Source organism: Arthrobacter sp. CAN_C5 (assembly GCF_017875735.1).
GTDB lineage: Bacteria > Actinomycetota > Actinomycetes > Actinomycetales > Micrococcaceae > Arthrobacter_D.
In genome coordinates this window covers 1,266,910-1,291,637 of record NZ_JAGGMZ010000001.1, presented here as the reverse complement: position 1 = coordinate 1,291,637, position 24,728 = coordinate 1,266,910, and the positions used below count along the sequence as shown (strand labels likewise).

The window sequence follows — 24,728 nt, the reverse complement described above, 5'->3', positions numbered from 1 at the left end:
GGGGCGGCTCTCCGTCTAGAAGATGGCGTTCAGCCCATTCCATCCGGTCCCCACCTGAACCCGCGGCAGCCAGCCTCCGGAGCCGTTGCCCGGGTACAGCCACAGGTAGCCCCGGGAATCCCGTGCGAGGAGGTCCGCGGTGCGGTCGCCGTTGAAGTCACCCGGACCCATCAGGGCGGTCATCGAGTTCCAGCTGGTCCCGACCCGCACTCTTGGAAGCCACCGCCCGGCGCCGTTGCCCGGATACAGCCACAGGTACCCGGTCGCTGATTCTCGGGCGAGAATGTCCGAACGGCCATCCCCGTTGAAATCGCCCGGCGCGACAATCGCGCTGAACGCGTTCCAGTCGCTGCCGACCCGCTGCCGGGGCAACCACCCGCCGGACCCGTTTCCCGGGTAGAGCCAGAGGTAGCCGGTGGTCCTCTCACGGGCTAGGACGTCGACGAACTGGTCGCCGTTGAAGTCGCCCGGCCCGACGATGGAGTTGATCGCGTTCCACCCGTGGCCGACCCGAACGCGGGGAAGCCATCCCCCCGTGCCGTTCCCCCGGTAAAGCCAGAGGTAGCCAGTGGCTGCCTCACGAGCGAGCACGTCAGAGGGGCCGTCGCCGTTGAAGTCACCAGGCGTTTCGAGGGCGTTCATTGACCCCCAATTGACCCCAATTCGGATACCAGACCAAACGGTGCCGTTCCCCTTCCCCCGGTACAACCGCAGGTCACCCGTTGACGTGACGCGGGCCAGGATGTCATTGTTCCAGTCCCCGTTGAACTCCGCTGTGGATAGGGACAGCGTTGATGCAGGGATCGCGAGGGGCGTGAAGGCGTACGGCTCGCACGTCAGGTCGTAGTCGCGGGTTTCGTCGTACCACTGGGAAATATAGACGCGGCCACCGGAGAAACTCGGTTGACGGCAGCGGTCCAGTGCTTCGTTGGGATAGTCCAGCCTGCCGGCGGTCGCCCAGACGGGCACCCCTGGCAACCGCCAGGAGCCGGTGATCCCGGTCCAGCCTGCAGCATAGGAGTAGAGACCGTAGGAGAAGCCCGCGTCCCGCAGGCCCCGCATCAGCCCCTCGATGATGAGCCGGTTGTCCCGTTGTTGAGCTGCCGTGCTGGTGGGCCAGGGCTGGGCGGGGCGGGGTTCGACGTCGATCCAGACGACCGGCGGCCGGAACCCAATCCTGTTCATGCTTGCGACGGCGTATTGCGCTTCGGAGTAGCCCACGTTGGAGAGTCGCCCTGCACGGGTGTTGCTGGTCCACGGCCCCCTTGAGCCGTAGGTGCTCAGCTGGGCGGCAGTCGGGTAGCCCGCCATCGCATAACCGTGTGCTTTTTTGTTGTTGGTCTTGGTCCAGTTGACCTGGCTGGCCAGACAGGGGTTCTCGGTGAAGGGAAGCCCCCTGGTCAGTCCGATAATCACGAACTGGGTGGAGGTGGGCGGCATGGGCAGAGAGAACCCGCCCTGCGCCGTCGAGCACTGGGGCCAGGAAATGTCGTGGCCGTACAGCGGCGCGGCCTGGGCAGGGGGTGCGACGGTCACGAAGCCGAGCAGGAGCGCCAGTGAAGTCAGTAGAGCTATTGCCATCCGCCGGAGCGAGCGAATCATCACGCAAACCACCTCATCCAACCGGCACCAGTTTACCGCCGCTGAAGGAATAAAGAGCCTGCTCAGCGGCACCAATCTCAGGCGATCTCAGCGGGTCAGCTCGGACCTGGCATCCGCTGTCACCACAATCGGAATACCTTCGGGGACGAGGAAATTCACCATTGGCGGATGAACGACGGCGGTGAGCACCACCCGAGCCGTCCGGCTATCCGGTGCGCCGGTCGCTGGATCGACAGACAGTCCGTTGAACCGTGCTCCGGCACCGGTCAGGACCAAATAATTCTGCACCGACGAGCGCACCGTACCCGAGTCCAGTTCCGGCACCGGCGCCGTGGCATCCGGCTCCGGCTCCGCCAGCCCGAACGTATCCGCCGCACTCAAAGCCGCCCCGTCGGCAACCGATAAAAGCTTCTGCCGGTCAAGGTAAACCGCAGACGCTGCCATGACCACCGTGAGTGTCAGCAGGGACAACAGAACGTAGCCGATCACCATCACCATGATGTGCCCTTCCTCAGCGGCAGACGATGCACGGCTAGGTCTGGGCTGTAGCAGGCGGCCACTCACCGGTAACGCTCCACTAGCTGGGTTGCTGACGCGTCTACTGAGATCGCCGAACCACTCACGCCGGCCCCCGATGGCATCAGCGGCAGCTGAACTCCAAGCCGAACCTCAACGGTCACACCCGATCCGGGAGCCAGACACTCGCCTGAACACCGGATCTGAACCTCCGCTGCAGCTGCATCGAACCCGAAGTCATTCAGCACCAGCAGGGCCGCCCGCTGCGCACCCGCAGCTGCATCCGGCACTGATTCCTTACTCACATAGACTTTCGCGGCCTGGTCTGCCGCACCAACGACCGCGAAAGACCCGGCCTGCAGCTGGGAGAGTGTCAGGACGAAATAAATGACAGGTACCAGGAGCAGCAGCCCAAGAAAAACGAACTCCACCACGGCACTTCCGGATTCCTCGTTATTGATCCGCTGGGGTGGTCGAGAGCGCCGCATGTCCTGTCACCTCGAGAATCCCGGCGGGACCAATGAGCCCGATCACCGGCAACGGTGCCCGCACTGTCACGGCCAACATCGACAGACCGTCCCGATCGATCTCCTCCACCGAGATGTTCTCTGCGTATGCGCCATTCAGTGCGGTGGAAAGGATCGTCCCCGTACGATCGGCCGCATCACTGGCTGAGCGGTCGGCCAATGTGCCGTAGCGCGCCCCAGCGGACGCGGCATCAATGAGCGTGTTGCGGACATGGAGAACCAGCGTCAGCTGCAAGACCGCGATAAAGATGACGGTCAGGAGACCTCCCACCAACGCGAAGTCGACCACCGCTGCGCCACGCTCGGGATCCTCAGCCCCGCCCTTGTGGTCGGTGCGCCGCCAGTCCGGCCTGGATTCCATCCGGCGTATCCCTGGGTTGCTTCAGGGACTGACGCGACTGATCGCGTCATTGAACAGGTTCTCCAGGGCTGGGCCGGCGAGAGCCAACAACGCCGCCACCAGCACGGCTGACATCAGCGTGATCATGACCCATCCCGGCACGTCACCGCGCTCGGACGGATCGTTTGCGGTGCCGCGCGCCCCATGAACCACACGGGTCAGAGTGAATGCCACGAGTAGGTAAAGGGCCGGAAGGATCCGTTGGATGGGTGGGTGCGGTTTCATTCTGTGCCTCTTCCGGTCGACTTCAATTGTTTGCTGTGGGTCACAGCCCCAGGCTGATCAGGGCAATGCCCGGGTAAACGGCGAAGAGCACCGTCAGGGGAAGCACGCCAAACACCAGGGGGACCATCATGGCGATCTCCTTCTTTCCGGCGGACTCCATCAGTTCCCGCTTAGACACATCGCGGACATCCTGGGCCTGCGCCCTCAGCACATCTGCCAGCGGTGTGCCCCGCTGGACTGCTACCGACACTCCATCGACAAACCGCACCAGGGGCGTGAGCCTGGTGCGGTCGGAGAACTGCTGCAGTGCCGCGATGAGCGGTGTCCCAGCCCGGGTTTCCGCGAGGACCCGCTCAAACTCCAGCGCCAGCTCCCCGTGAGCTGTGCGGCAGATTCGTTCCAGCGCCCCTGTTGCACTCTCCCCCGCGCTCACTGCCAAGGCCATCAGCTCTGCCAGGCTCGGAAATTCGGCGAGCATCTTGGCCTCCCGCCGCTTGATCTGCGCAGTCAAGACGTAGTCCCTCAGCAGGTATCCGCCGGCTGTACATCCCACGACGGCGAGCGCAGCGGGGAACGGGCCGATGGCACCCGACAAAGTCATCAACACCGCCGTCCCGGCGGAGAGGCTGAGAGCAACCGCCGCCCAGAGAATCTGTTCAGCCCGAAAGTCGACGACCTTCTGGTCCTTACCGGCCTGGGCCAGCCGTTTGGCCAACATGGTCGATGCAGGATTGAACCTGCCCAACCAACCGACGACGTCGTTCACCACCGGGCGTGCAATGCGCTCGATGGGACCGAAGGGAGTCAAGAGCGCCGGAGACCCATCCAACAAACGGGAACGCACATCAACAGACTTCAGTTGGGGCGCTACCCGGTCGACAAACCGCGTCGATCGCATCAGCGGCACTCTCACCACGACCAACCACAGCCCCACGCCCAGCACGCAACCAGCGAGCGCTGCGAGCGCCTGGATATCCATCACCGGAGGACCCTCTCATCCTGGGGCAGCGCACCAATGCGAAGCATGATCCGGTAGCACACCACTGAAATCACCAGGCCTCCCAGCAGGACGGCGGCGCCGGTTGGAGTGTTATAGGCCCTGACCGCCTCGGGCCGGGTTGCAAGGAGCATCAGAACCAGCCAGGGAGCGGCCACCGCCAGGCGGGCAGCATTGATGGTCCAGGATTGTCGTGCCTCAAGTTCGCTTCTCGTCCGGGCGCTGTCCCGCAGGAAGTCGGCCAGGGTTCCGAGGAGCCGGCCCAGGTCAGAGCCGCCCACTTCACGTGTCATCCGCAGGGCTTCGATGATGCGGTCCGCTACCGGATCGGCGAGTCTGGTCTTCAACCGACCCAGTGCATCGTCGAACCGGGCACCAGCGCGGTAATCAGCGCCGAACGCGCCGAACGCCTGGCGTAGCTCGACCGGCCCCTTGTCACCCAGTTGGGAGATCGCTTCCGGAAGCGACAATCCAGCCCGGATCGCCGATCGCAAGTGGTCAACGACGTCGGGCCACAGCTCCCGGAGCGCCGCCGCGCGCCGGTGTGCCCTCCACCTGACGACACCCGTGGGGAGGAATGCGGCAAATAGTGAGAAGCATGCCGCGATAGGTGGAGACCCGGTGAGAACAAGGATCGCGAGAAAGCACAGCACCCCTATCCCCAGTGAGGATGCCACCAGGCCCCCCACCGAAACCTTCTCGATTCCGGCGCGCAGGAGGAGTTCCTCAACCCGGCCGATCTGTTGAACGGCTGGCCTGCTCCGCGGGGATTCGGTCCAGCAAGACCACCAGAGGAGGTACAGCCCGGTCCCGAGCGCAGCCCCAATCGCCGCCGTCATGTCACGGGCTCCAGCAGTCGTGACACCTGGAAACCCGCATTCGCGAACTTCTCCTCAGCGGGCATGGCCGATGCCGTGACGACGAGGTCTCCTCCGACCCTCCGGAAGACTGAGGAAGACTCGATGATGCCGTTCTCCACCCGTCGCCCCAGGCACAGGATTTCGGTAATCCACCGCCGTCCGTCTCGGACGCGTTCACAATGGACAACGAGATCGATGCAGGACGCGACGGTCGGCACAACGAAAGCGCTAGAGATGTTGTCACCGGCGAGCAGCGGAAGGGTACAGATCTTCGTCACTGCGTCAGTGGCACGTTCTTCACCACGTGTACTTTTACCCCGTCGATCCGGGGAACGTGAGAAATCACTGGTCGAGTTTGTACCAATTCATATTAGCGAGCGGAGGTCCACGCTCCTTCGCGGCAGTGGATTAGCGCCCTATTGACGACGTCTGCCGCTGGAGTTCGACTAGGGCGTGTCTCCTAATTCTTTGAGCCAAATAGTGATGGCTCGGAGTACGACTCCTCCGCGGTAGGTGAGGGCGAGTTTGTCGTACCGGGTGGCCAGACCGCGCCATTGTTTGAAGGTGTTGAAGGAACGTTCAACGACGTTGCGCCGTTTGTAGGCTTCCCTGTCGAGACCGACGGGTCTTCCACCACTGCGGCCGCGGCGTTTACGGTTCGCTTGCTGGTCGGAGCGTTCCGGGATGACCGCCTGGATCCCGCGGGAACGCAGGAGGTTCCGGTTAGCTTTGGAAGAATACGCCTTATCTCCCAACGCCCGGTCCGGCCTGGTCCGAGCCCTGCCTTTGCCTATCCGCGGGACGTGCAACGCATCGAGCAAGAGCGGAAACATTGGTGAGTCCCCGCCCTGGCCCGGTCCGATGAGCATCACCAACGGCCGCATTTTCCCGTCGCAGAGATGATGGATCTTCGTCGTCAACCCGCCACGGGAGCGGCCGATCGCGTGGTCAGGAGGCTCCTCGCGCAGTTTCATGTAATTCGACAGGTCCCCCTGTGGTGCGCGGAAGGTTGGTTGCGTGTTGGTGAGCCCGGTTCACTGTCGAGTCCACGGAAACCTCCCAATCGATCATCCCTGCCGCGTCAGCTTCTGCCAGCAACTGGGTGTGGATCCTGTCCCAGGTGCCATCGCTGCTGAACCGGCGGTGGCGTTTCCACACCGTCTTCCACGACCCGAAACACTCCGGCAGATCCCGCCACGGGATTCCTGCCCGGAACCGATAAACGATGCCCTCAACGACCAGCCTGTGATTGTTGAAGGGGCGGCCCGGGCTTCCGTCCGAGCTTGGCATCAACGGCTCAATCCGAGCCCACTGAGCATCCGACAAAACAGCAGTACGTGACATACCACCAGCATCCCAAAGACCTCACCGAACAATAAGGAGACACGCCCTAGTTTGACTTTGGCTATTCCGCGGAGAACCTTGACCGGGCTATCAGGCTAATGAGCCTGACTGACAACCTGTCTAACGGCCTTGATCTCGTATGCCTCGCGCCACAGAACGATGTCCATGATGCGAAGAACTGAGGGATCAAATCCTTGCTCGACGATGCCCGAGTCAGCCTTGATGCCCTCCAGCCGCTCCACCAGCCCGGTACCGTCGGTCAAAGCCCTGTGCCAGCCGCCCCAATACGACTTGGGCGGGACGATGTTGAAGATAAGCGAGTCTACGATAGGGATGAGGTGCGGGCGCTTGCGGGCCAGCAGCTTACTCGCCGTAGTCGGGCCGATACCCCATTTCTCTTTACCGCGGCGGGTGACCGTCTCCCAAAGCTTCTGCGCCGGACTCTCCATACCGAGGTGTTCCCTGTAGCCGTCGTCGTCCAATTCGGCCATTCTTAGGTCCGCCGGGATGGCCGAGAGCAGTTTCTCTACTAGGGCTGCATCGTCGCGGATGAAGGAGATGGCGGCGACTGCGGGCACATTGACGCTAAGGAACGAAACGGCCACCAGGTCATCGGCGGTGAATCTGTTCTTCACGTCCGGACTATCTCCCCCGCCTGCCCACTGGTCGAAATTGGCGCCGGTGCGCGGTAGGCCAAATCTGTAGCCAGGACGGTAATACTCGGCCAGGTGCCGAGTCGCCTTCTCTGTGTCGTTCAGAACGGAATGCAGTGTCATGGTTCCCCCTTTGAATGGCGGCCGATGCCGCCCAACTAAATCTATCTGAACCTGAAAATGGCGTGACTCGCAGAGTCCGTAAGTTCCCCGGTCCGGGATGCGGTCGACCAGACCTACAGAGTTCGTAAGTTCGCCGTCCCAAGGTGCGATGACTTCGGTGAGCCTCGGCAGCAACCTGGCCGTGAAGCCCGAACGCGTCGACGACGCGGAAGCGGCCTGAGTTGGGGAGACACTTCCCGGCTCCCGCACATATAGTGACCACGTCCAATTCAACGGAGCCTAAGAAGACGAACCGGTTCCTCCCGGACACGAAGAAGCCCCGGAGCATTCGCCGCTCCGGGGCTTCAAAATGTGGCAACTCACCCTGCGAATGGGGTTAAGCGTGCTGCTTCGTCAGTATGGCTATCCGGCTTCCATGGTCACCGGAATGCTGCAGAACACACATTAGCAGAGCTAAATAGTTGCTCGGGCCGGCCACCGTTCATCGATTCGGCGCCTCCCACTTAGCCAAGCGTTCGTCCCCTGGTCCGCTACCCGCACCGTCGCCGACTCCTAAGCGCGCACCTGATGCATTTGCCGAGATGGCCCAGCTAGTCGAACTCATCGAGGGGACAGTTCACAACCCAAGTCGGAGTACTAATCGCGGTTGACGCCGGTGGTGTCCAAGGTCTCCAAATTTTCTAAGAGATCTATCTGATCAGAAAGATCTCCTATTTGATGCCAAAATCGAACCCGTCCCTCCGATGATGCCCGAACCGCTCTCTCAGAAAGTTGCCTGTGCTAGTCAGGTTCGCTGAAGTCTGGCTGTGCCGGTTGGAATGTAGCGCTTCAGCTTGTCCATAGAGCAAGAGAAGCTGCTCAACTAGCTCCTCATTGGACGTTTTTCCATTGGGTTGCCGATTTTCTACCAAACCCGAAGGTATGGCCAAGTAGCCTTGTAGAACATTTGGAAGGTACTCCCTCACTACGGCTTCCAGTTCGTACTCAAAACCCGCATCCCCGGATGGCTGCCGTCTTTCCGCATCTATTACGGCATCGAGGGTCTGGCAGGTTTCCAGTACGGTGACGTAGGCATCGGGCGGGAGTCGGTGTTTGTTCTGCTTAGCGCTCGAGCTTACCCATGCAAGCGCCGCCGATAATTCGTCCCAAGACCGAGGTGCGGGAACTGCTTCTGGACGGTATTGGGGGGCGGGGTGCACATGTTCGTGCGGTCCCACAGGTGCGCCAAGCTGTTGTTCCCGCACCCTTTTGCGTAGCCATAGATCGCGTAGCCCATAGGACCGAACCGCGGAAACACCCATGACCGCCAATCCGACAAGGCCCGACATGGTAGAAAGCGGGCCGTCTCCAGGGACCGAGAAAGCAACAATGAAGACGGCAGCATAGATTGCTCCCTCAAGAAGGACCCTTTTGTTCTTCGCGCCTATGCCGATGATGAGCACGTAGAAGGCGACAAAAATGAAGAATATGAGGGCAAGCGCTACTTTAATGACGTTCCCGACGGTGAGCCGCGACATGTCTAACCCCTCAATTTGTGCGTTGTGGCGGCGTCAGAGGAGTGGCTACGCTCGAGCTGATGTCGAGCGCGGCTCACCTGACCTTCGAGGACTTGCACCGTCTGTTTCATTGACTGGGTTGCTTCGGCCTTGTACCGGTCGATCTCGTCCATGGTCTGGAACACGATGTCGAACGCATGCTGCAGCTTGGCGGGGTCGATCGTCGCCTGGGCGGCGTTTTGGTGAATTGCTGCGCCTTGGGAACGCAAAAGCTCTGAGGTCGAGACAATCATGTCCGACGTGGTCGAATTCAGGGCGTTGATCTGCGACAGAACGATCTTTTGCTGAGCCAATGCCAATGCAACGATCACGGCGACACGTAGCGCCGCGAGGGTGGTGTCTAGGGCGCGATCCACGCCTTTGATCAGTTCCGAGTTGTTCTTCTTGACAACATCGAGCGCTAGGTAGCCTTGGATAGAGACCGCCATCTGGGTCATTAGATCTTGATGGCGCTGACGAACGTAAAACAGAGCATCTGCTTCCAAGCTTGCAGCTTCGTCTGCCTTACCCTGGTTGCGAGATTCTGAGATTCGCCGCTCTAACCCATCTCCAAGGTGACCGGCGAGCACGGCGTAATTTGCAAGTTGCCCCATCGCCGCCCACAGGGCGTCGCGCTCCGTTTGGATCGCGGCGTTGTCCTGCCGAAGTTCGTCTTGGGCGCCCTTGAGTGCTTTGGTAATAGCGTCGAGCTGCTCTTGAGCAGATTCATACTTCAAAAAGTATCGCTGTATGGCGCTTCCCCCAGGAAGAAACTTGAGGATGCGCTTTGTTCCGGTCAGATCATGACGCTTAGGGTCCAGCTCGGTTACGATCTGTCGCAGTTCCACCAAGGTGTTGCCAGTACGTGATGCTGGATCTGCGCCAGTCGCTGCGAGAGCGGCTGCGGGCCTCTTCAATATGCGGTTGGATGCGCCGGTCGCCTGCTGCATCGTCCCTTCGCCCAGCCGGGTCAGCTGAGCTAGCTTCGTCTGGAATTCTGGGCTTTGAAGAGGAGTAGCCATGAGGTCATCAAGAAATTTGTTAGCGTTCTCAGCGTGCTTCTGCTGCGCCTCGGCATCCACCAGAATCATGCCGCCGACCTTTTCCGGTTCGCGAACCGACACCTCGGCCACCGGCTCCGGCGGCTCCAGTTTCAGTGGATTGTCTACTTGCGGGGACGGGGTTGAGCTGAGGTCGAGCGGATTCGACATGCTGTACTCCTAAGGGATTTGAGACCGATCGCAGACTGCCGGGGTTTGTTTGTAGGCTACCGTAAATGCCGAGGTCTTATCCGTAGCGGCAAGCACTCGAAAATAACTTAGCTAGAAGGTCCTTATACCTTGCCCTAAACCGGCTCTTCAGAATTGAGAGTGTAGTTTCGGTCTGAATCCGCCGGATTCGAGTAGTGATCTGGCGACATAGTTGGTGATGTTTGTGAAGCCGAGGGCGGATCCGCGGAGGTGTTCGAGGCGTCCATTGATGGCTTCGGTGGGGCCGTTGGATGTCCCTGGGCGGTCGAAGTAGGCAAGGACATCTTGGGCCCGGCGATTGAGGGTTCGCCCGAGTGTTTTAAGCTCAATGAGCGCGGCGGGAACGCCTGTGCCCAGGGATGTGATCACTGCTTGCATCAACTTTCGTCCCTTGGCCCGGTCCGCCTCCCGGTAGGCGGCAACCATGCGCTGGTAAATCCCCCAACTCGCTTCTACCTCGACGTGGGTGTCCGTTTCGAACAGGGCTTCAAGACGTGCACGTTGCTTATCGGTGAGCAGATCCGCCCCGGTATGAAGGGTTAGCCTTGCCGAATACAGAGGGTCGCCGGCACGCCCACGATGCCCGCAGGACTGTTGCTGGACTCGTCGTCGGCAACTATCCAGACCCTCTCCGGCCAGGCGGATGACATGGAAGGGATCCATCACCGGAACAGCTCCGGGAAGTTCTTCGGCCGCGGCGCTCTTGAACCCGGAGAACCCGTCCATGGCCACGACCTCGATCCTGTCCCGCCATTGTTGCGGGCGTGCTTTTAGCCAGGAGGCGAAGACTTGTTTTGAGCGGCCTTCGACCATATCCAGCAGGCGGGACGGGCCCGTGCCGCCCCTGATCGGGGTCAGGTCGATGATCACGGTGACGTACTTGTCCCCGCGGCGGGTGTGCCGCCAAACATGCTCATCAACACCGATGACTTTGACCCCGTCGAACCGGTGCGGATCATCAATGAGCACACGCTTACCTTCGGCCAGGACAGCTTTGTTGGCAGTATTCCACGTCACGCCGAGCCCTTCGGCGACGCGGGCGACCGTGAGGTGTTGGCGTACGATCCCCTCCAACGCCCACCGCAGCCCCCGTCGGGAGAGTTTCGCCCGCGGTTCGGCGGCTTTGGACGTGTCCTGCCGCCACACCTGCCCGCACCCGGAGCATTTGTATCTGCGTACCCTGACCAGCAGCGTGGTCGGGCGCCAGCCGAAGGGTTCGTGACCGAGCTGGCGGGTCACCGTGTCCCGAGGAACGCCTTGACACCCACAGCTACGGCACCACTCATCCGGGTCAACAACACGGCAAGCAAGAACGGCGCGATCACGGCTCAGAAACTGCCCCGTGGCCTCGAGCCCGAGTTCATCGAGCCGACAGAATGTGGTCAGGTCAGGACTATGAAAGGTAGCGTGGAACACGAGGGCCTTGCGGTAGAGGAATCAAGATCTAGACAATCCGATTCTCTCCCAAGGCCCTCCCATCAGCCGAAACAACCTCCCGCCCCAGACTCCTCACGGCGCCGCCAACTACACTCTCAATTCTGAAGAGCCCCTAAACCCTGCTTTAGTTTTCGCGCGTTCTACGGATTGTGACTTGTGCGGCACTGACGATCTGGCCCTTCAGTAAAGACCACCTAAGTACCTGCGCGAAGAAACAAAGTTGGGTTCTACTTCTTTGTGAAATGAGTTTCGGGCTCTCCCCTGCTAAACGACATGAATAGGATTGCCCAAGTTCTGAACCTATGATAGGCCCGCACCGATCCCCAAGAAGTTCAAGTGGACACAAGCCTGCCGTAGCTGGTTGACAGACTGGTGGATGAATCGAGGGCTCGAGCGTTTTAAGGAATCGAGGGCTCGAGCGTTTTAAGACAGTGCAGACTGATCTCTTTAGCAAGTAGGGAAGGCAGCTAGAATGAAGCGCTACCCCTACCTCCGTTGCCTGTCACTCGCAGCCCACGCCGTCGTTATTGCGGTCGAATTTCGGTTCAAAGCCCGGGTCTCCGGGGTAGATCGGTGCCGCGCCCGCGGCCCGCACAGCATCACAGTTTTCGTAGTAAACATTTCCAGGTGGCGCTGGAACGGGAGCCGGTACCGGCGCGGGTGCCGGAGCTGGAGCCACCGAGGCTGGCTGGCTGTCTCCCGCTGCACCAGAATTCTTGCAGGCGACACCGTCGCGATCACTGTCTAGGTCCACGCTGTAGCCGGGAGAGCCCTCTCGGATGTTGAAAGCACCAGCAGCTGCCGCAGCAGCACAATTGGGGTAGGCCTCGACGACAACCTGCTCCGGTTCAGGCTTTGGCTCCGGTTCAGGCTTTGGCTCCTGTTTCGGCTTCGGCTCCTGTTTCGGCTTCGGCTTCGGCTTCGATTCTGACTTTGGTTCAGGCTGATTCGTTGGTGCCATGATGTCGGCACAATTCCCCAATACACGTACCATCGCAGCCCGCTCTGATTGGGTAACCCAAAGATCGTATGTTGCCTTGACCGAGATCTGCCGGGCGACGTATTCACACCTGTAGGACGTGTTGGGCGGAAGCCACGTGGCGGCGTCGCCGGGGCCCTTCTGGGCGTTAGTGGGGCCGTCGGTGGATTGTAGGTTGAGCGGATCGTTGGCGAAGGCAACCCGCTCCTTAAACGTGAGTTGCTGGGCGCCCTTCTGCCAAGCATCCGAAAGAGCGACGACGTGGTCGATTTGCACCTCAATGCTCGTGTCTTGTCCCCGTAGGAACGGAATTGTTGTGTCGGTGTACGGATCATCAAGAATTCCGGACTTGACCTTACACGGCACAGAATTGGTATGCACGATGTCCCGGAGGTCCCGATTCAGCATGTCGTTGCGCGTGTCGCAACCATTCCGGTCCACATCAAGCCAAGCCAGTCCGAATTCCTCTCGGTCATAACCGGTCTTCGGTGCGCGGCCCTTGACCTCGAGAGTTTCGAGTAAGGCCAATGCTGTAATGCCGTATTTTGGTTGATCGTTCGGCGCCTCTGCGGTGCCGCTGATCCTTGCTGCGCTGCCGGGATCTACTGGCGCAACATCGGCAGCGCGTCGCGGTGAAGCTGATTGTGTGGGTTTCTCAGGCTCGGTCGGCGTCGGCGACGCGGATGTCGTTTGCCCAACCACTGCCGTAGGAACAGGATTTTCAGTCGGCGGTGACGCTATCGCCCCGACTGTCATTGCTACGAAGCTGATACTGAGTAGAGCGGCTCCCATTTTCCGACCAGTGAGCCCTGCCCAGGACTGCCGATTCGTGAGCAGAGTGTAAACGCCCGTGAAGAACCCGAACATCGCGGCCATGATCACCGCACCGCTTATCCCCCTGGAATTGAAACTTACGACGGTGAGGACCACAACAATTCCCGCGACGACGAAAGTCGAAAACGAGACTCTACTTTTTCGGGTAGCCAGCCCTTGCACAGCGAAGTCACTGGTATTGCGGTCGTTCATTCGTCCCCCAGAAGATTGTTTGGTCTAAGGGTATTGGAGGTTCGGGGTGTTCGCAGAATGCTCAGTGTAACCTTGGAATTTCTTGTGTGTTACCCCTCGTGGTGTCTGATCCTTCCTGTGACTTCTCACCATGGTCGCCGGAGACCTTAGCATCCTTCTTAGGTGTAATTCACGTGTTGTTCTTCATTCTCGACGCTGAGTTCTTGTGTAAACGGTGATAGTACACAAGCGTTTGGTTCTGGCGGTGCGCCCTTATGTTGGCCCAACAAATGACGTTTGAGTTGGGCAATGAGCTGCCAGGCCACTTGCTGGGCCAAGACAATCCTCCGGCTGGCCGAGCTTACAGTCGACGAGTCCGCGGACGTTGCCGCCCGGCATGACCAGCAGCCTGGGGTCCCATTCAAGGAGGCGACTTCCTGGAGCTTTCGTGCACAGTGATGCGCAAGACGGGAACACGATAACCTCTATGGCCAACCAGCACTATCATGCTTCGATACGGCCTGCTGGGCCCCCTCATTCCGGAAGCTTATCCATCTGATTAACTGGGCGCGGTGATCTCGGTAACAGGGGGCTTCACCGCGGCTAACATCATTGCCCAGATTGAGTTCGCCCCAACCTAAGTGGAAGCAGCCATAGAGTGGTGCCGGACGGCGTCAATGATTGCCCAGCCCACCACGTGTCCACCGAAGTCAAAGCGCTGCTTCCGTCGGCTACGTGAGAGCCCTATCCTGAGTGGATGGCCCAACCAGCCGGCATAGAGGAAGAAGGCGACCCCGACGACTGGGGTCCGTGCACTTCCACTGCAGAGTGGAAGCTCAGGTACCTGAACGGGGTGACCATAGAGCAAATAGCCCGTTTCTGTAGGGTGCCAATGCGCAGGGTTCGCCAGAATATCCGCTTATTCGAGAATCGTCATCCTGAGTTGGCCGCGACCCGCCTGGTACTCAACGACCGCCCTGCTCGCCCGACGGCTGCAGACTTGCTGCGGAAACCGCCACGACCGTCCTGGGAGACCCGGGTAAATGAGGCTGAGAAGTTTGTGCTGCACCACCAAAGAATGCCGCGCATCCTTTCCAAGGACCCCGCCGAGAAGGCCCTCGCCGGGTGTTTTGCTGGCCAACGCAGATCGGCACGCAGCTGGTGGTCTTCGAAGCTGGCCACCGGCCGCCCCTTACGCAGCGCGGACCGGTTTTGGCCCAGGATCGAGCAGGCGAGTCTTTCGGACGCCCCGAACTTCTCCTGCGCCATGCGCACCGCACGCCGCCGAGGTCCCGGGCTCAGAATTTTCCCCGCGCCACCTCATTGAGAATATTGATGGTCAGTTCCTTCTCCGCAACCAGCTTCTTCAGCCGGGCGTTTTCCTTCCCCAGCTCCCGTACCGCTTTGGCCTGGCTGGCGTTGTGCTCGGAACCGTATGGTTCCTCGGGGCAAGCCAGCATCGGTGCCAACACTTCCGGAGCGGTCAGGGTCGGCATCAAATTTGTCGGCCCGGATCTTATTTCTGTAGCTCCTCGTATATGAGTCCGCTAAGCATTTGGAGTAGGGCGCCCATTTTTGTCTTATCCCCCAGGGCTTGCAAGCTCAGATTGTAGTGGCTGTCCATCGAATTCGACACGGCATTGGTGATTGCGCTAGCGAGGTCGGGGCTATTTCCGAAGTGGTTGCGTGAGTTGTTCTGCGCTTGTTTCTGCAGCGTCTCGTTCTTCACCAGCTCTCGCCGCACGCCTTCAACGAAGTGCGCGACGGCATCCATTTCCTCACCTTCGAAAGCCAGGTTCGCCTGCTGGATGATTTCTTCCCAAGTGGACAGGACCGGATCCTTCGTTTGCCCGGTGCCCACTTCCGTTGGTGGCTTCAACATGGCGTCCTCTCCTGTGAGCTGCAGCTGCGCCAGCCCTTTATCTTTGAGGGCGTATTTCGCCAGCACCACACCGGAGAGATCCAACGCCACCTTGGAATCGTTCACCCTGAGAACCGGCAACAGGTGCTTGTAGTAGATCGAGCGTTTCTCCAGGTCCGTATCGGCAAAGTTGAAGATTTGGGACAGGAAATCGTAGGCGCGGACGAAGGACCCGAGATCCTTGCGGAACAGGTCGAGTTCATCTTGCGCTGTCTTGTCCTCTGCGGCCACTGCGGCGTTGTATCGGGTGTTGAAGCGAGATTTTGCCGGTGCCACCCAGCCAGATAAGGCGTTGTTGCCCTCCTCTAGCACATAGGCCTTCACCATCCCGTCCACCTCGGATTCGAGGTAAATCTGGGCGGCGTCGAGCTTGGCCTGGAGGTCGTGAACTACGTTTGGGTCCGAGACGCCCTCCAACGCGGCCTCGCGGAAGTAAGGCTGAAATGAGGCCAGGATTTCGTCGGGGTTATTGACGAAGTCCAGTACGAATGTCTGGTCCTTTCCCACAGCGATGCGGTTCAGCCGGGACAGTGTTTGTACGGCGGAGACACCGGAGAGCTTCTTGTCCACATACATTGCTACTAGTAGTGGCTGATCGAAGCCGGTCTGGAACTTGTTTGCCACCAGCATGATCTTGTATTCCTCGGTGGAGAACGCCTCGGGCAGCGTCCTGCCTTTCAGCCCCGGGTTCATGTTGATTTCAGTGAATTGTTCTGGACCTGATTCGCCGTCGGTCACTTCGCCGGAGAAGGCGACGAGGGTTCCCAGCCCGGAGTAGCCCGCATCCTTGATGTACTTGTCGATGGCGAGTTTGTACCGCACCGCTTCTTTGCGGGAGCCGGTGACCACCATGGCTTTGGCCTTGCCATCCAGGCGCCAGGCGACATTGGTGCGGAAGTGCTCGACTATTACCTGGACCTTCTGGCTGATGTTGTAGGGGTGCAGCTTCACCCAGTTCATCAGGAACTTCAGCGCCTCGGATTTCTCCACCTGGGTGTCGTCCGAGTCGTAATCCCGGCCCTCGTGGGTGAGCCGGTATGCCACCTTGTAGCTGGTGTAGTTCTGCAGCACGTCCAGGATGAAGCGCTCCTCGATGGCCTGTTGCATGGAATACAGGTGGAACGGCTGCGGCAACCCGTCCGGCCCCTTTCTGCCGAACAGCTCAAGGGTCTTGGCCTTGGGGGTGGCGGTAAACGCAAAATAGCTAATGTTCTTCGCGTCGGCGCGTTCGGCCATTTCGGCGGCAAGGAACGCTTCGACGTCGAACTCGCCGCCGTCATTGACGTCCGCCAGCTCCTCAGTGGACAGAACCTTCTTCAGTTTGTTGGCCGTGGAACCGGTTTGGGACGAGTGCGCCTCGTCAGCGATGATCGCGAAATTCCGTCCGTTCAGAGCCTGGGATTCTGCGATGGCTTTCAGCGCGTGCGGGAACGTCTGGATGGTGACGATGATAATCGGGGTCCGGGCGACCAGCGCGGCAGTGAGTTCGGCGGACTTGGAACCTGTGTTGCCGCGGATGGGGACCACGACACCGGATTTGTGCTCGATCTGGTAGATCGCGTCCTGTAGCTGGGAGTCCAGCACGGTGCGGTCCGTTACCACGATCACCGAGTCAAAGAGCTTCTCGTTGCTGGTCCCGTGAAGGGAGCTGAGCTGGTGTGCTGTCCAAGCGATGGAGTTGGTTTTGCCTGATCCTGCCGAGTGTTGGACTAGGTACCGGTGGCCGGGACCCTCGGTGCGGGCGCTCTCAATGAGCTGGTTGACCACGTCCCACTGGTGGTAACGAGGGAAAAGTAGAGACTTGCGGACCTCGCGTTCACCGGTGACGGGGTTGGTTTTGTCGCTGATCTGCAAGTGCAGGAACTTGCCGATGATGTTCAGCCAGGAGTCGCGCTGCAACACCTGCTCCCACAGGTAGCTGGTGGCCGATCCTTTCGGATTGACCGGGTTACCAGAGTGGCCGTCGTCACCGAGGTTGAAGGGCAGGAAGTAGGTGTCTTTGCCTTTCAACTCGGTAGTCATCTGGATTTCGTCGTTGCTGACCGCGAAGTGAACCAGAGCCCGGCGGCCGAAGGACAGGAGAGGCTCGTCCTTGTTTTTTCCGTTGCGCGGCAGCCGGCTTGTGCGGTACTGCGCTACAGCGTCGTTGATGTTCTGCGTGAAGTCGGTCTTGAGCTCGATGGTCGCGACCGGCAGGCCGTTCATGAACAGGACCAGGTCGATGCTTTTCTTGGTGTCGACCGTGGAGTAGTGGACCTGCCGGATCACTCGGAGCCGCACTTTGCCGTAGCGTTCCAGTGTCTCGGGGTTCAGGCCCATTGCCGGCTTGAACTGACACATGTCGAACTTGGCGGCGACGTCCTTGAACCCGGTGCGGAGGACGGAGAGCATGCCCGCTTCCTTGGCCGCTGGCTTGTCCAGGACCTTACACAGGCGGTCCAGCAGCAGACGCTTCGCCATATCCTGTTCTGCTGGCGAACCTGCGGGCTTTAGGACCTTGGCCAGCTGCTCTGGTTGCGTATCCGCCAGCCACCCGAAGACATCCTCGGGCACTAGGGCTCGGGTGCCATCATAGAGCTCGCTGGCCTTCCGAAGGGGCTCGTAGATCCAGCCTTGTGCCGCGAGGGCCTTGCAGATCTCGTCCTCGAACGTCACTTCATTGTGCTGCGCCATATAGTTCCCCCTAGAAACTTTCGAATAGATCCTGATCAAGCTTCTTCACGACCACCGTCCGGTCCACCTGAACGCCCTCACCGTATTCAAACATGAGCGACGCTAGCCGTTGACCGTCGATCAGAATCAGAGTGTAGGGGGCGGTGTCCGTGACGGTCGAAGAAAGCCCAATTGATGCGGTTCGAACACCGAGCCCCCTCCGAGGACATGACTTCGGTTCTGTCCTCGGCGGACAAGCGGAACCGTTCTGCAACGGCGATTCGAATTTCAGCAGTCCGGCGTATCGCGCCATCGGACATCATTCTTAGAGCGGGACCAACAAATTCACGCCACTGAGGTAATGCCATGCTCAGGCAATTCCTTCTTGAACGTTAATCTTTCCAGTCACTGCAGCGGAGATGAGAGCGGAACGACGTTCCTGAAGTCTCAGGACCATTTTTCGAGCCGTCCCCTGAATTGTGTTCAGGCGATCACACTTCCTGTTGACGTAGTCAAGAATCCGTTGCTGTTCTTCCAGCGGCGGAATCGGAAATGAGAAGGATTGCAGGTTCTCGACGGACATGTTTGGTTGTGCAGATCCAGAGGCGATTATGGCAAGTTGCGTCTCTGCTGCTGGCGATTTAAAGAGTAACGCGAGATAGGCGGGGGAAACCCGTGCATTATGAAGTGCTCTGAGAGCAACAAGCGAGGACGCGAGTGCGCCCTCCTGCAGGCCGGTCAAGAGAGCATGTTTTCCCAACGATCCCCGAAGGCAGTAGAGCACATCTCCTACCCGAAGCTTTGCGCCGCCCAGTTCCTCATACTTTTCTCGGCTGATGTAATTCATTGTGCTCAGGTCAACGCGGCCGCCGCTTAAGTGCCCAGCGTTGATAAATGCCACTCCTTCCGGCTGAAACTCATCACGGGATGGATAGTTCGAGCCTCTATCGCCATTCAAAAACCTGAAGGCCCAACTCAGCTTTATTTTTGTCCAGTGTTCTGGAGCCGCGTTCAGCCACGGGGTTCTCGACGGTTTTGTGGGGGCGGTGGGATCGAGGCCTCTGGTGACTGTGTGGGTAATGATGGCCTGGCGCTTCTCAATGAGCAGCTCGATGAGCCGCTCCTGCTTGCCGATCAGTCCGTCGATCTGGGCGGTTTCTTTGTCGAGGAAGTCGACAGTCCGCACCTGAACATCGGTTGTTGGGAGGGGTATCTCCACGGAGGCTAGCGCGGACGCAGAAAGCTCCAAGAAGGTGGATCCCTGACCCATGGATTGGAGTTGCGGCTCGGTGTGGATCAGTGCGTATTTCAGAAAGCGAGCCGAGACGCCATCCGCTGGAATTAGGGCTTTACAACCCTGGTTGAAGGCCATCGGGACTTCGTTGATCGCGACATAGCCGATAGGGGCACGCGTTGAGAGCAAAACACTGCTCTTCGGAGCAATTGCCGATCCGGAAAGGGCCCCTAATATTGTTAGATTGCGCCCCGTCTCACTCAGCGAGAATCCGTTAGTTCGGCCGAGATCCACCGGCGTAGCCCATGGTATTTTACCGTTCCAGTTCTCCGGGTCGGGTGTGGGCGTCCCGCCGTTGATTATTCGAGCGACACGGCGAAGGGGAACCGATTGCTTGGTCACCGCTCCACCTCGGCCAGCAGCGTCGTGATATGAGAGATGAGCTGATTCAAGTCCGAGTCGATCTCGTCCAAAGTTCTCGGGGTAACGTACTTGTAGAAGTGCCGTGTGAAAGGGATCTCGTAGCCAACCTTGGTCTTCGACCCATCGATCCAAGCGTCGGGTACGTAGGGTAGGACTTCGAGGGCGAAGTAGTCCTGAATGTCCTCACCCAAGGGAACATTTTCCGTGTCCCTGAAGTCGGTATCAGCTTCGGTGGTTCCCTTAGGTCCCTTGCAGATGTCGGCGGTTTCGTCTCGTTCGGAGAGACCGCCGATCACAGCCTTCAAGACCGGTGCCGCGAGTTTTAGGCCCACTTCAGTGAGGGCCGGCTTCAACACGCGGAGGAGGTTCTCGCGGTTCTTATAAATCTCACCTGACTCAGCGACAAGCGAGTGGAGACCCTTCTCCAGAAGCTGTCGGTCCGCGTCTGGCAGCTTCTCAACCGGCTTCTGCGCTAACACGGCGTCGATGCGCTCGGCCGTGAAAACGAAGTTGAGCTTCAGCGGCCGCTCGACAGTGATCGTGGAGTAGCCGAAGTCCCGATTGTTGAAGATCTTAGAAGTGTCGCCATTGTCCTCAAAGGCCCCGTAGAGCTTGACGATTGTTGAGATGTCGCTGGGTCCGAGTTCCTTGCGCTTTGAACCGAGGCTCTTGCGCATCTTCTGGAAGAAGTCGACGCCGTTGATGAGCTGGATCTTGCCGATGCGCTCCGGGTGCTTCTGTTTCTTGCTGTTTGAGAGGATCCAAATATAGGTGGAGATGCCGGTGTTGTAGAACATGTCGGTGGGCAGCGCGATGATGGCTTCCACGAAGTCGTTCTCGATCAAGTATTTGCGGATCTCGGATTCGCCCGAGCCAGCGCCGCCGGTGAACAGCGGTGAGCCGTTCAGGACGATGCCGATGCGAGATCCTCCGTCGTGAGCCGGGCGCATCTTCCGGACTAAGTGCAGCAAGAACAGCAGCGAGCCGTCGCTGACTCTGGGCAGCCCGGGGCCGAAGCGGCCGTCGAAGCCGTGGAGCTCGTGTTCCTTTTGGATTTGGGGTTGGATCTTCTTCCACTCCACACCGAAGGGCGGGTTGGAGAGCATGAAGTCGAACTGCTGACCGATGTTCTGGTCATTGGCAAGGGTGTCACCGACCGAGATTTTGGAGATGTCCTGGCCCTTGATGAGCAGATCTGATTTGCAGATGGCGTAGGACTCGTCGTTGATTTCCTGGCCGTACGCGACGAGCGAGGCGCTCGGGTTCAGGGCGTGCAGGTGTTCCTGGGCGACCGTTAGCATGCCACCCGTTCCGGCGGTGGGGTCGTAGATGGACCGGACGATGCCCTCCTTGGTGAGGACGTCGTCATCGTAGTTCAGCAGGAGCTGAACCATGAGCTGGATGACCTCGCGTGGGGTGAAGTGCTCACCGGCGGTCTCGTTGGATGTCTCCGCGAAGCGGCGAATGAGCTCCTCGAACATGTGGCCCATCTCGATGTTGCTAATTGCCTCCGGGTGGAGGTCGATAGCCGCGAAATCCTTGGTCACGTGGTATAGCAAATCCGAACTGTCTAACTTCTCGAGCGTCTTGTAGAACTCGAAGCGCTCGAAGATGTCCCTGGTGTTCTCAGAGAAGCCCTGGACGTAGTTGAGGATGTTCGCCTTGATGTTGGTCGGGTCATCGAGGAGTTTATCGAAGCTGAACCTGGAGGTGTTGAAAAAGGTGTGGCCGGAGGCTTTCTGCAGGAAAGTGTCTAAGGGGATATTGAGGTTTTCCTTCGCCTTCTGCTCCGCTAGGACGGCCCCCTTGGTGGCGTCCAAGACACAGTCCAGACGGCGAAGAATGGTGAACGGCAATATGACCGAGCCATACTGTGCCGGTTTGTAGGTGCCCCGCAGTATGTTCGCGATGCTCCACACCAAATTGGCGTTGTTGTTGCTGGCCAAAACTCCCACTTCCCTTGCTGCCTGCGATGAGTGTGCCAATATCGATCGGTCCAAAAATGTCATCGCCGAGCAGCGTTCATTGTTCGCGCTCGTATTCCCCCTGAATTGTATGGGGAGGATGCGCACTCAGACGCCGCCGCTCAGGTCGTGTCCCGACTAGTGGAAGCCGCCGCGAGGGGACACAGCCTAGGGTCAACAAGCCCTGGCGGTCACCCCAGCCCCTCCTATTCGCCCGAGTCACAAGCCTAAAGCAGCCCTGATAGGGATCTAAGTCGGTTTGCGTGCACGGAATTTGTCAAGGTGAATGAGGCCAGTGGGAATTAGGCTGCTGCTTTTGTGTCGTTTTTCTCGGTTGGTTTGTTGATCCAGGCGGTGTTGGGGATGGCGAGGATTTTGGGGTCGTTGTTGGTGGTGAATCGTTCGGGTGTTTTTGCCCGTGCGGCGGCCAAGATTTTGGCTCGTTCGAGGGCTTTGCTGGCGGCCAGTCCGTAGTGGACATCCGCCGGTGTGTTGAGGCCGATTCCGGTGTGGCAATGGGTGTGGTTGTACCCGTCGACAAAGAAGTCCATGAACGCTCTCGCGTCGGGTAGGGAACTGAAGCGTTCGGGGAACGTGGGAGCGAACTTCAGCGACTTGAACCAGGCCTCACTGTACGGATTATCATTGCTGACCCGGGGACGGGAATGGGACCGGGTGACCTCCAGGTCCGAGAGCAGCGCCGCGACTGTTTTGGAGGTCATCGAGGTGCCACGGTCGGCGTGGACGATCTGCGGGATGCCGTGGATGCCGAAGATTTCCTTCATCATTTCCACGGCCAGTTCCCCGGACTCGTGGGCATGGACGTAGGCGCCGACGATGTAGCGGGAATAGATGTCGATCATGACGTAGCAGTCGTAGTATTTTCCCTTGATCGGGCCAGCGAGTTTGGTGATGTCCCAGGTGTAAACCTGTCCGGGTCCGGTCGCGACCAGCTCCGGCACGGCCCGCGCCGGGTGGCGTGCGATCCGGCGGCGTTCCTTGACCTGGCAGTTCTCCTCCAGGACGCGATAGAACGTGGAGATTGAGCACAAATAGACGCCTTCGTCCAGGAGCCGGGCATAGATCTGCACCGGCGGCAGGTCCACGAAATCCTTCGAATTCACGGTCGCCAGGATGTGGGCGCGCTCGGCCACTGAGAGCTTGTTTGCCGGCGCCGGGACCGGCGGAGGGTCTTCCACCGCGATGCGGGGTTTGCGGGTCGCTGTGGCCCTGGATACCCCTGCAATCACGGCCGCTTCCCGGGTAGAAATGTCCGCCAGGGTGAGGGCGGTGTAGGCGCTCATCAGGGTTTCTTGTACCAGGGCTGCTGCTCCGCGCTTTCGGAGATATCCTCCAAAAGCAGCCGTGCTTTTTCCATTATCGACAACGCAGCTGCAGTCCGTGCCAGCTTGCGTTCACTCACCTCCAGCTGCCGACGTAGACGCCCGATTTCTGCCTGTTCAGCAGTGGGCTTGCCGATCTTTTCCCCGGGCTTTTTGCCCTCGAGGACACCGGCGTCGCGGAGCTTACGCCACTCGGTGATCTGGGAGGAATACAGGCCCTCGCGGCGCAGGTAAGCCCCGCCGCCGGTGCCATCGTCACAGGCCTGCTGGTACGCATCCAAGTACGCCAATTTTTGTGCCGGAGTGAACGACCTACGAGGGGTCGGGCCTCCGGACCTGGGGCCAGGATTACTCATGGACCCATTCTCCCGCGGCGGGGAAATTGTGGAGATAGACATTAGTGGTGATCCTGGTTCTCGCCCTACGAACTAGACGAAGTTGCTACGAAGTACTGGCCTCACCCAACCCTGACACGTAGGGGCAGAGCGGAGAAGATGTGTCAGGTAGCACCGTCAGCTACGTCTATCGCTTTGTCGTGGAACTGGCCGGCCTGATGGGATGACCGTTGACACGTTGGAGGAGAAAGGTGGGTCTTTTCAGGGCGATCCGCATAAAGGGGTCCAGGGTTTGGGTGGGTCCGCCAAGCCGCTATCGCTGTGATCTGGGCTTCCCGGAGCGATGCACGGATGTTATCCAGTCGCGCCGCTACTTCGAGCGCCTCAATCAGCTTATGGCTCTGGGATCCTCCCAAACTCCTACTATTAGCGTTTCTTTCCTAGACCCGGCAATCCACCCGATACCGTGCGTATGGAAACAGATTCATCCCAACGCCGTTCCATGACGGGCAGGTGTTCCTCAAGGCGATTTCTCATGGCTTCCAAGATGTTGAACACTCTGTCTCCGTCGTTTCCTTTCGGGTAGCGGATGCTCGCATCATTGATAGCCTTCAACAACTTTCGACGGGTTGCAGCGTTCCCGACACCGTTCTGGCAGAAACGACCAACTTCTTTCCGCAACGCTACGACGCTCGACGGAATTGCCTGTTCACGCTTCGTCCCTGGACTTCTAACGCGAGTCTTACGTCCGGACAATTCGGCCACTCCCAGACGCTCAAGTAAAGAATCTGCGAGGTATTCCATCTTTTTCGTCACGATGTCCTTCCATGGGTCAGAGGTCGAAAACTCGCGCCGCTGCGACCGTATATCTCGGTGTTCGATTCGAGCTCGCGAAATACGACCGCGCCGACAGGTTAATTTCTTCGACCACAAGGTGTGCTTGGGTCTCCTCCAGCAGTATCTCGCGCACCCGATTGTAGGAACTAATAGGCGCTAAACGAACTAGGACACGCGTGACTCCACCCAAACATCTGGCCCGTCCCCTGACCCACCGGTGTTGTTCCACCGTCCTGCCGACCAGGTGCCCGTTCGCGATGGTCTTGCCCGGGTGTTGGAACCGAGCGCCGGCTGCTCTTCGAGTCGCTGAAGTCAGTATTCATCTCGCTAGGGTTCTCAGTGTTCATCTCGCTAGGGTTCTCAGTGTTCATCTCGCTAGGGTTCGATGCTGTCGGTGATGAGGTGTTCACCGATCTGGTGATCTCCCGGATCGTGGAGCCGACCTCGCTGCTGGATGCTGGCCTTACACCTGTCATGTTCCTTCAGCCTGCGGGATTCATCGTCTTACAAACACCAGTTCGGTAGTACACATCAAAAGCGACACCCTTTTTTGAGTATTTCGTCTC

Annotated in this window: 19 protein-coding genes and 3 pseudogenes; 1 reads left to right on the top strand and 21 read right to left on the bottom strand. The window is 59.4% G+C overall.

The annotated features are described in order from the left end of the window. Window positions 1-15: 15 nt before the first annotated feature. The 21 genes and pseudogenes from H4V95_RS06100 to H4V95_RS06000 form a co-directional block, all read right to left on the bottom strand. Window positions 16-1,581, bottom strand: a complete 1,566-nt coding sequence (locus H4V95_RS06100) for an FG-GAP-like repeat-containing protein (protein WP_245345598.1) — start codon at window positions 1,579-1,581, stop codon at window positions 16-18. 108 nt (window positions 1,582-1,689) lie between these two features. After that, entirely contained in the window at window positions 1,690-2,100 is a 411-nt protein-coding gene (locus H4V95_RS06095; protein WP_209729384.1) for a pilus assembly protein TadG-related protein, read from the bottom strand. A 62-nt stretch (window positions 2,101-2,162) separates the two neighbouring features. Next, the gene (locus H4V95_RS06090; RefSeq protein ID WP_209729382.1) at window positions 2,163-2,606 is read right to left on the bottom strand and encodes a hypothetical protein; all 444 of its coding nucleotides are present in this window, start codon (window positions 2,604-2,606) and stop codon (window positions 2,163-2,165) included. Then, window positions 2,572-3,006 carry a TadE family protein gene (locus H4V95_RS06085; protein ID WP_209729380.1) on the bottom strand — a complete coding sequence of 145 codons (435 nt, stop codon included), beginning with the start codon at window positions 3,004-3,006 and terminating at the stop codon, window positions 2,572-2,574. The genes H4V95_RS06090 and H4V95_RS06085 overlap by 35 nt, the downstream gene beginning before the upstream one ends. 21 nt (window positions 3,007-3,027) lie before the next feature. Next, window positions 3,028-3,270 carry a hypothetical protein gene (locus H4V95_RS06080; protein ID WP_209729378.1) on the bottom strand — a complete coding sequence of 81 codons (243 nt, stop codon included), beginning with the start codon at window positions 3,268-3,270 and terminating at the stop codon, window positions 3,028-3,030. A gap of 40 nt (window positions 3,271-3,310) precedes the next feature. Continuing rightward, window positions 3,311-4,252, bottom strand: a complete 942-nt coding sequence (locus H4V95_RS06075) for a type II secretion system F family protein (RefSeq protein WP_395939812.1) — start codon at window positions 4,250-4,252, stop codon at window positions 3,311-3,313. After that, window positions 4,249-5,106: a type II secretion system F family protein gene (locus H4V95_RS06070; RefSeq protein ID WP_209729376.1), complete on the bottom strand. Its 858-nt coding sequence runs from the start codon at window positions 5,104-5,106 to the stop codon at window positions 4,249-4,251. The genes H4V95_RS06075 and H4V95_RS06070 overlap by 4 nt, the downstream gene beginning before the upstream one ends. Next, a pseudogene (locus H4V95_RS06065) lies at window positions 5,103-5,417 on the bottom strand (CpaF family protein); the annotation flags it as partial. The gene H4V95_RS06070 and the pseudogene H4V95_RS06065, both read right to left, overlap by 4 nt. Before the next feature lie 156 nt (window positions 5,418-5,573). Then, window positions 5,574-6,471 (bottom strand): annotated as a pseudogene (locus tag H4V95_RS06060) (IS5 family transposase). A gap of 95 nt (window positions 6,472-6,566) precedes the next feature. Further along, window positions 6,567-7,247: a DUF6308 family protein gene (locus H4V95_RS06055; RefSeq protein WP_209729374.1), complete on the bottom strand. Its 681-nt coding sequence runs from the start codon at window positions 7,245-7,247 to the stop codon at window positions 6,567-6,569. A 710-nt stretch (window positions 7,248-7,957) separates the two neighbouring features. Then, on the bottom strand, window positions 7,958-8,764 hold the full coding sequence (locus H4V95_RS06050) for a hypothetical protein (RefSeq protein WP_209729372.1): 807 nt from the start codon (window positions 8,762-8,764) through the stop codon (window positions 7,958-7,960). Window positions 8,765-8,766: 2 nt separating this feature from the next. Next, a complete protein-coding gene (locus tag H4V95_RS06045) occupies window positions 8,767-9,993 on the bottom strand; it encodes a toxic anion resistance protein (RefSeq protein WP_209729370.1) in 1,227 nt (408 codons plus the stop codon). Window positions 9,994-10,140: 147 nt separating this feature from the next. Beyond that, window positions 10,141-11,448 carry an ISL3 family transposase gene (locus tag H4V95_RS06040; protein WP_209729368.1) on the bottom strand — a complete coding sequence of 436 codons (1,308 nt, stop codon included), beginning with the start codon at window positions 11,446-11,448 and terminating at the stop codon, window positions 10,141-10,143. Window positions 11,449-11,971: 523 nt separating this feature from the next. Further along, window positions 11,972-13,474 carry an excalibur calcium-binding domain-containing protein gene (locus tag H4V95_RS06035; protein WP_245345596.1) on the bottom strand — a complete coding sequence of 501 codons (1,503 nt, stop codon included), beginning with the start codon at window positions 13,472-13,474 and terminating at the stop codon, window positions 11,972-11,974. Between the two features lie 1,098 nt (window positions 13,475-14,572). Continuing rightward, a pseudogene (locus H4V95_RS06030) lies at window positions 14,573-14,889 on the bottom strand (IS3 family transposase); the annotation flags it as partial. An 80-nt stretch (window positions 14,890-14,969) separates the two neighbouring features. Continuing rightward, window positions 14,970-18,047: a type I restriction endonuclease subunit R gene (locus tag H4V95_RS06025; protein ID WP_209729366.1), complete on the bottom strand. Its 3,078-nt coding sequence runs from the start codon at window positions 18,045-18,047 to the stop codon at window positions 14,970-14,972. Window positions 18,048-18,133: 86 nt separating this feature from the next. After that, window positions 18,134-18,394 carry a winged helix-turn-helix domain-containing protein gene (locus H4V95_RS18900; protein WP_209729364.1) on the bottom strand — a complete coding sequence of 87 codons (261 nt, stop codon included), beginning with the start codon at window positions 18,392-18,394 and terminating at the stop codon, window positions 18,134-18,136. A 2-nt stretch (window positions 18,395-18,396) separates the two neighbouring features. Next, window positions 18,397-19,662, bottom strand: a complete 1,266-nt coding sequence (locus tag H4V95_RS18745) for a restriction endonuclease subunit S (RefSeq protein WP_209729362.1) — start codon at window positions 19,660-19,662, stop codon at window positions 18,397-18,399. Then, a complete protein-coding gene (locus H4V95_RS06010) occupies window positions 19,659-21,638 on the bottom strand; it encodes a class I SAM-dependent DNA methyltransferase (RefSeq protein WP_312884087.1) in 1,980 nt (659 codons plus the stop codon). Before H4V95_RS06010 ends, H4V95_RS18745 begins: the two co-directional genes overlap by 4 nt. A gap of 311 nt (window positions 21,639-21,949) precedes the next feature. Beyond that, window positions 21,950-23,346, bottom strand: a protein-coding gene (locus H4V95_RS06005) for an IS3 family transposase (RefSeq protein ID WP_395939811.1) whose coding sequence is annotated in 2 segments (ribosomal slippage) — window positions 21,950-22,995 and window positions 22,995-23,346 — 1,398 coding nt in all. Because the reading frame shifts where the segments join, the coding sequence is not laid out codon by codon here. A 405-nt stretch (window positions 23,347-23,751) separates the two neighbouring features. Then, window positions 23,752-24,141, bottom strand: a complete 390-nt coding sequence (locus tag H4V95_RS06000) for a hypothetical protein (RefSeq protein ID WP_209729358.1) — start codon at window positions 24,139-24,141, stop codon at window positions 23,752-23,754. 360 nt (window positions 24,142-24,501) lie between these two features. Between H4V95_RS06000 and H4V95_RS05995 the strand changes: the two genes are divergently transcribed. Next, window positions 24,502-24,687 carry a hypothetical protein gene (locus tag H4V95_RS05995; RefSeq protein WP_209729356.1) on the top strand — a complete coding sequence of 62 codons (186 nt, stop codon included), beginning with the start codon at window positions 24,502-24,504 and terminating at the stop codon, window positions 24,685-24,687. Window positions 24,688-24,728 lie beyond the last annotated feature (41 nt).

Excerpts from the sequence above, each read along its gene's own strand:
- H4V95_RS06100 (WP_245345598.1), bottom strand. The coding sequence starts at position 1,581 with ATGGCAATAGCTCTACTGACTTCACTGGCGCTCCTGCTCGGCTTCGTG.
- H4V95_RS06095 (WP_209729384.1), bottom strand. The coding sequence starts at position 2,100 with ATGGTGATGGTGATCGGCTACGTTCTGTTGTCCCTGCTGACACTCACG.
- H4V95_RS06090 (WP_209729382.1), bottom strand. The coding sequence starts at position 2,606 with ATGCGGCGCTCTCGACCACCCCAGCGGATCAATAACGAGGAATCCGGA.
- H4V95_RS06085 (WP_209729380.1), bottom strand. The coding sequence starts at position 3,006 with ATGGAATCCAGGCCGGACTGGCGGCGCACCGACCACAAGGGCGGGGCT.
- H4V95_RS06080 (WP_209729378.1), bottom strand. The coding sequence starts at position 3,270 with ATGAAACCGCACCCACCCATCCAACGGATCCTTCCGGCCCTTTACCTA.
- H4V95_RS06070 (WP_209729376.1), bottom strand. The coding sequence starts at position 5,106 with ATGACGGCGGCGATTGGGGCTGCGCTCGGGACCGGGCTGTACCTCCTC.
- H4V95_RS06055 (WP_209729374.1), bottom strand. The coding sequence starts at position 7,247 with ATGACACTGCATTCCGTTCTGAACGACACAGAGAAGGCGACTCGGCAC.
- H4V95_RS06050 (WP_209729372.1), bottom strand. The coding sequence starts at position 8,764 with ATGTCGCGGCTCACCGTCGGGAACGTCATTAAAGTAGCGCTTGCCCTC.
- H4V95_RS06045 (WP_209729370.1), bottom strand. The coding sequence starts at position 9,993 with ATGTCGAATCCGCTCGACCTCAGCTCAACCCCGTCCCCGCAAGTAGAC.
- H4V95_RS06035 (WP_245345596.1), bottom strand. The coding sequence starts at position 13,474 with ATGAACGACCGCAATACCAGTGACTTCGCTGTGCAAGGGCTGGCTACC.
- H4V95_RS06025 (WP_209729366.1), bottom strand. The coding sequence starts at position 18,047 with ATGGCGCAGCACAATGAAGTGACGTTCGAGGACGAGATCTGCAAGGCC.
- H4V95_RS18900 (WP_209729364.1), bottom strand. The coding sequence starts at position 18,394 with ATGGCATTACCTCAGTGGCGTGAATTTGTTGGTCCCGCTCTAAGAATG.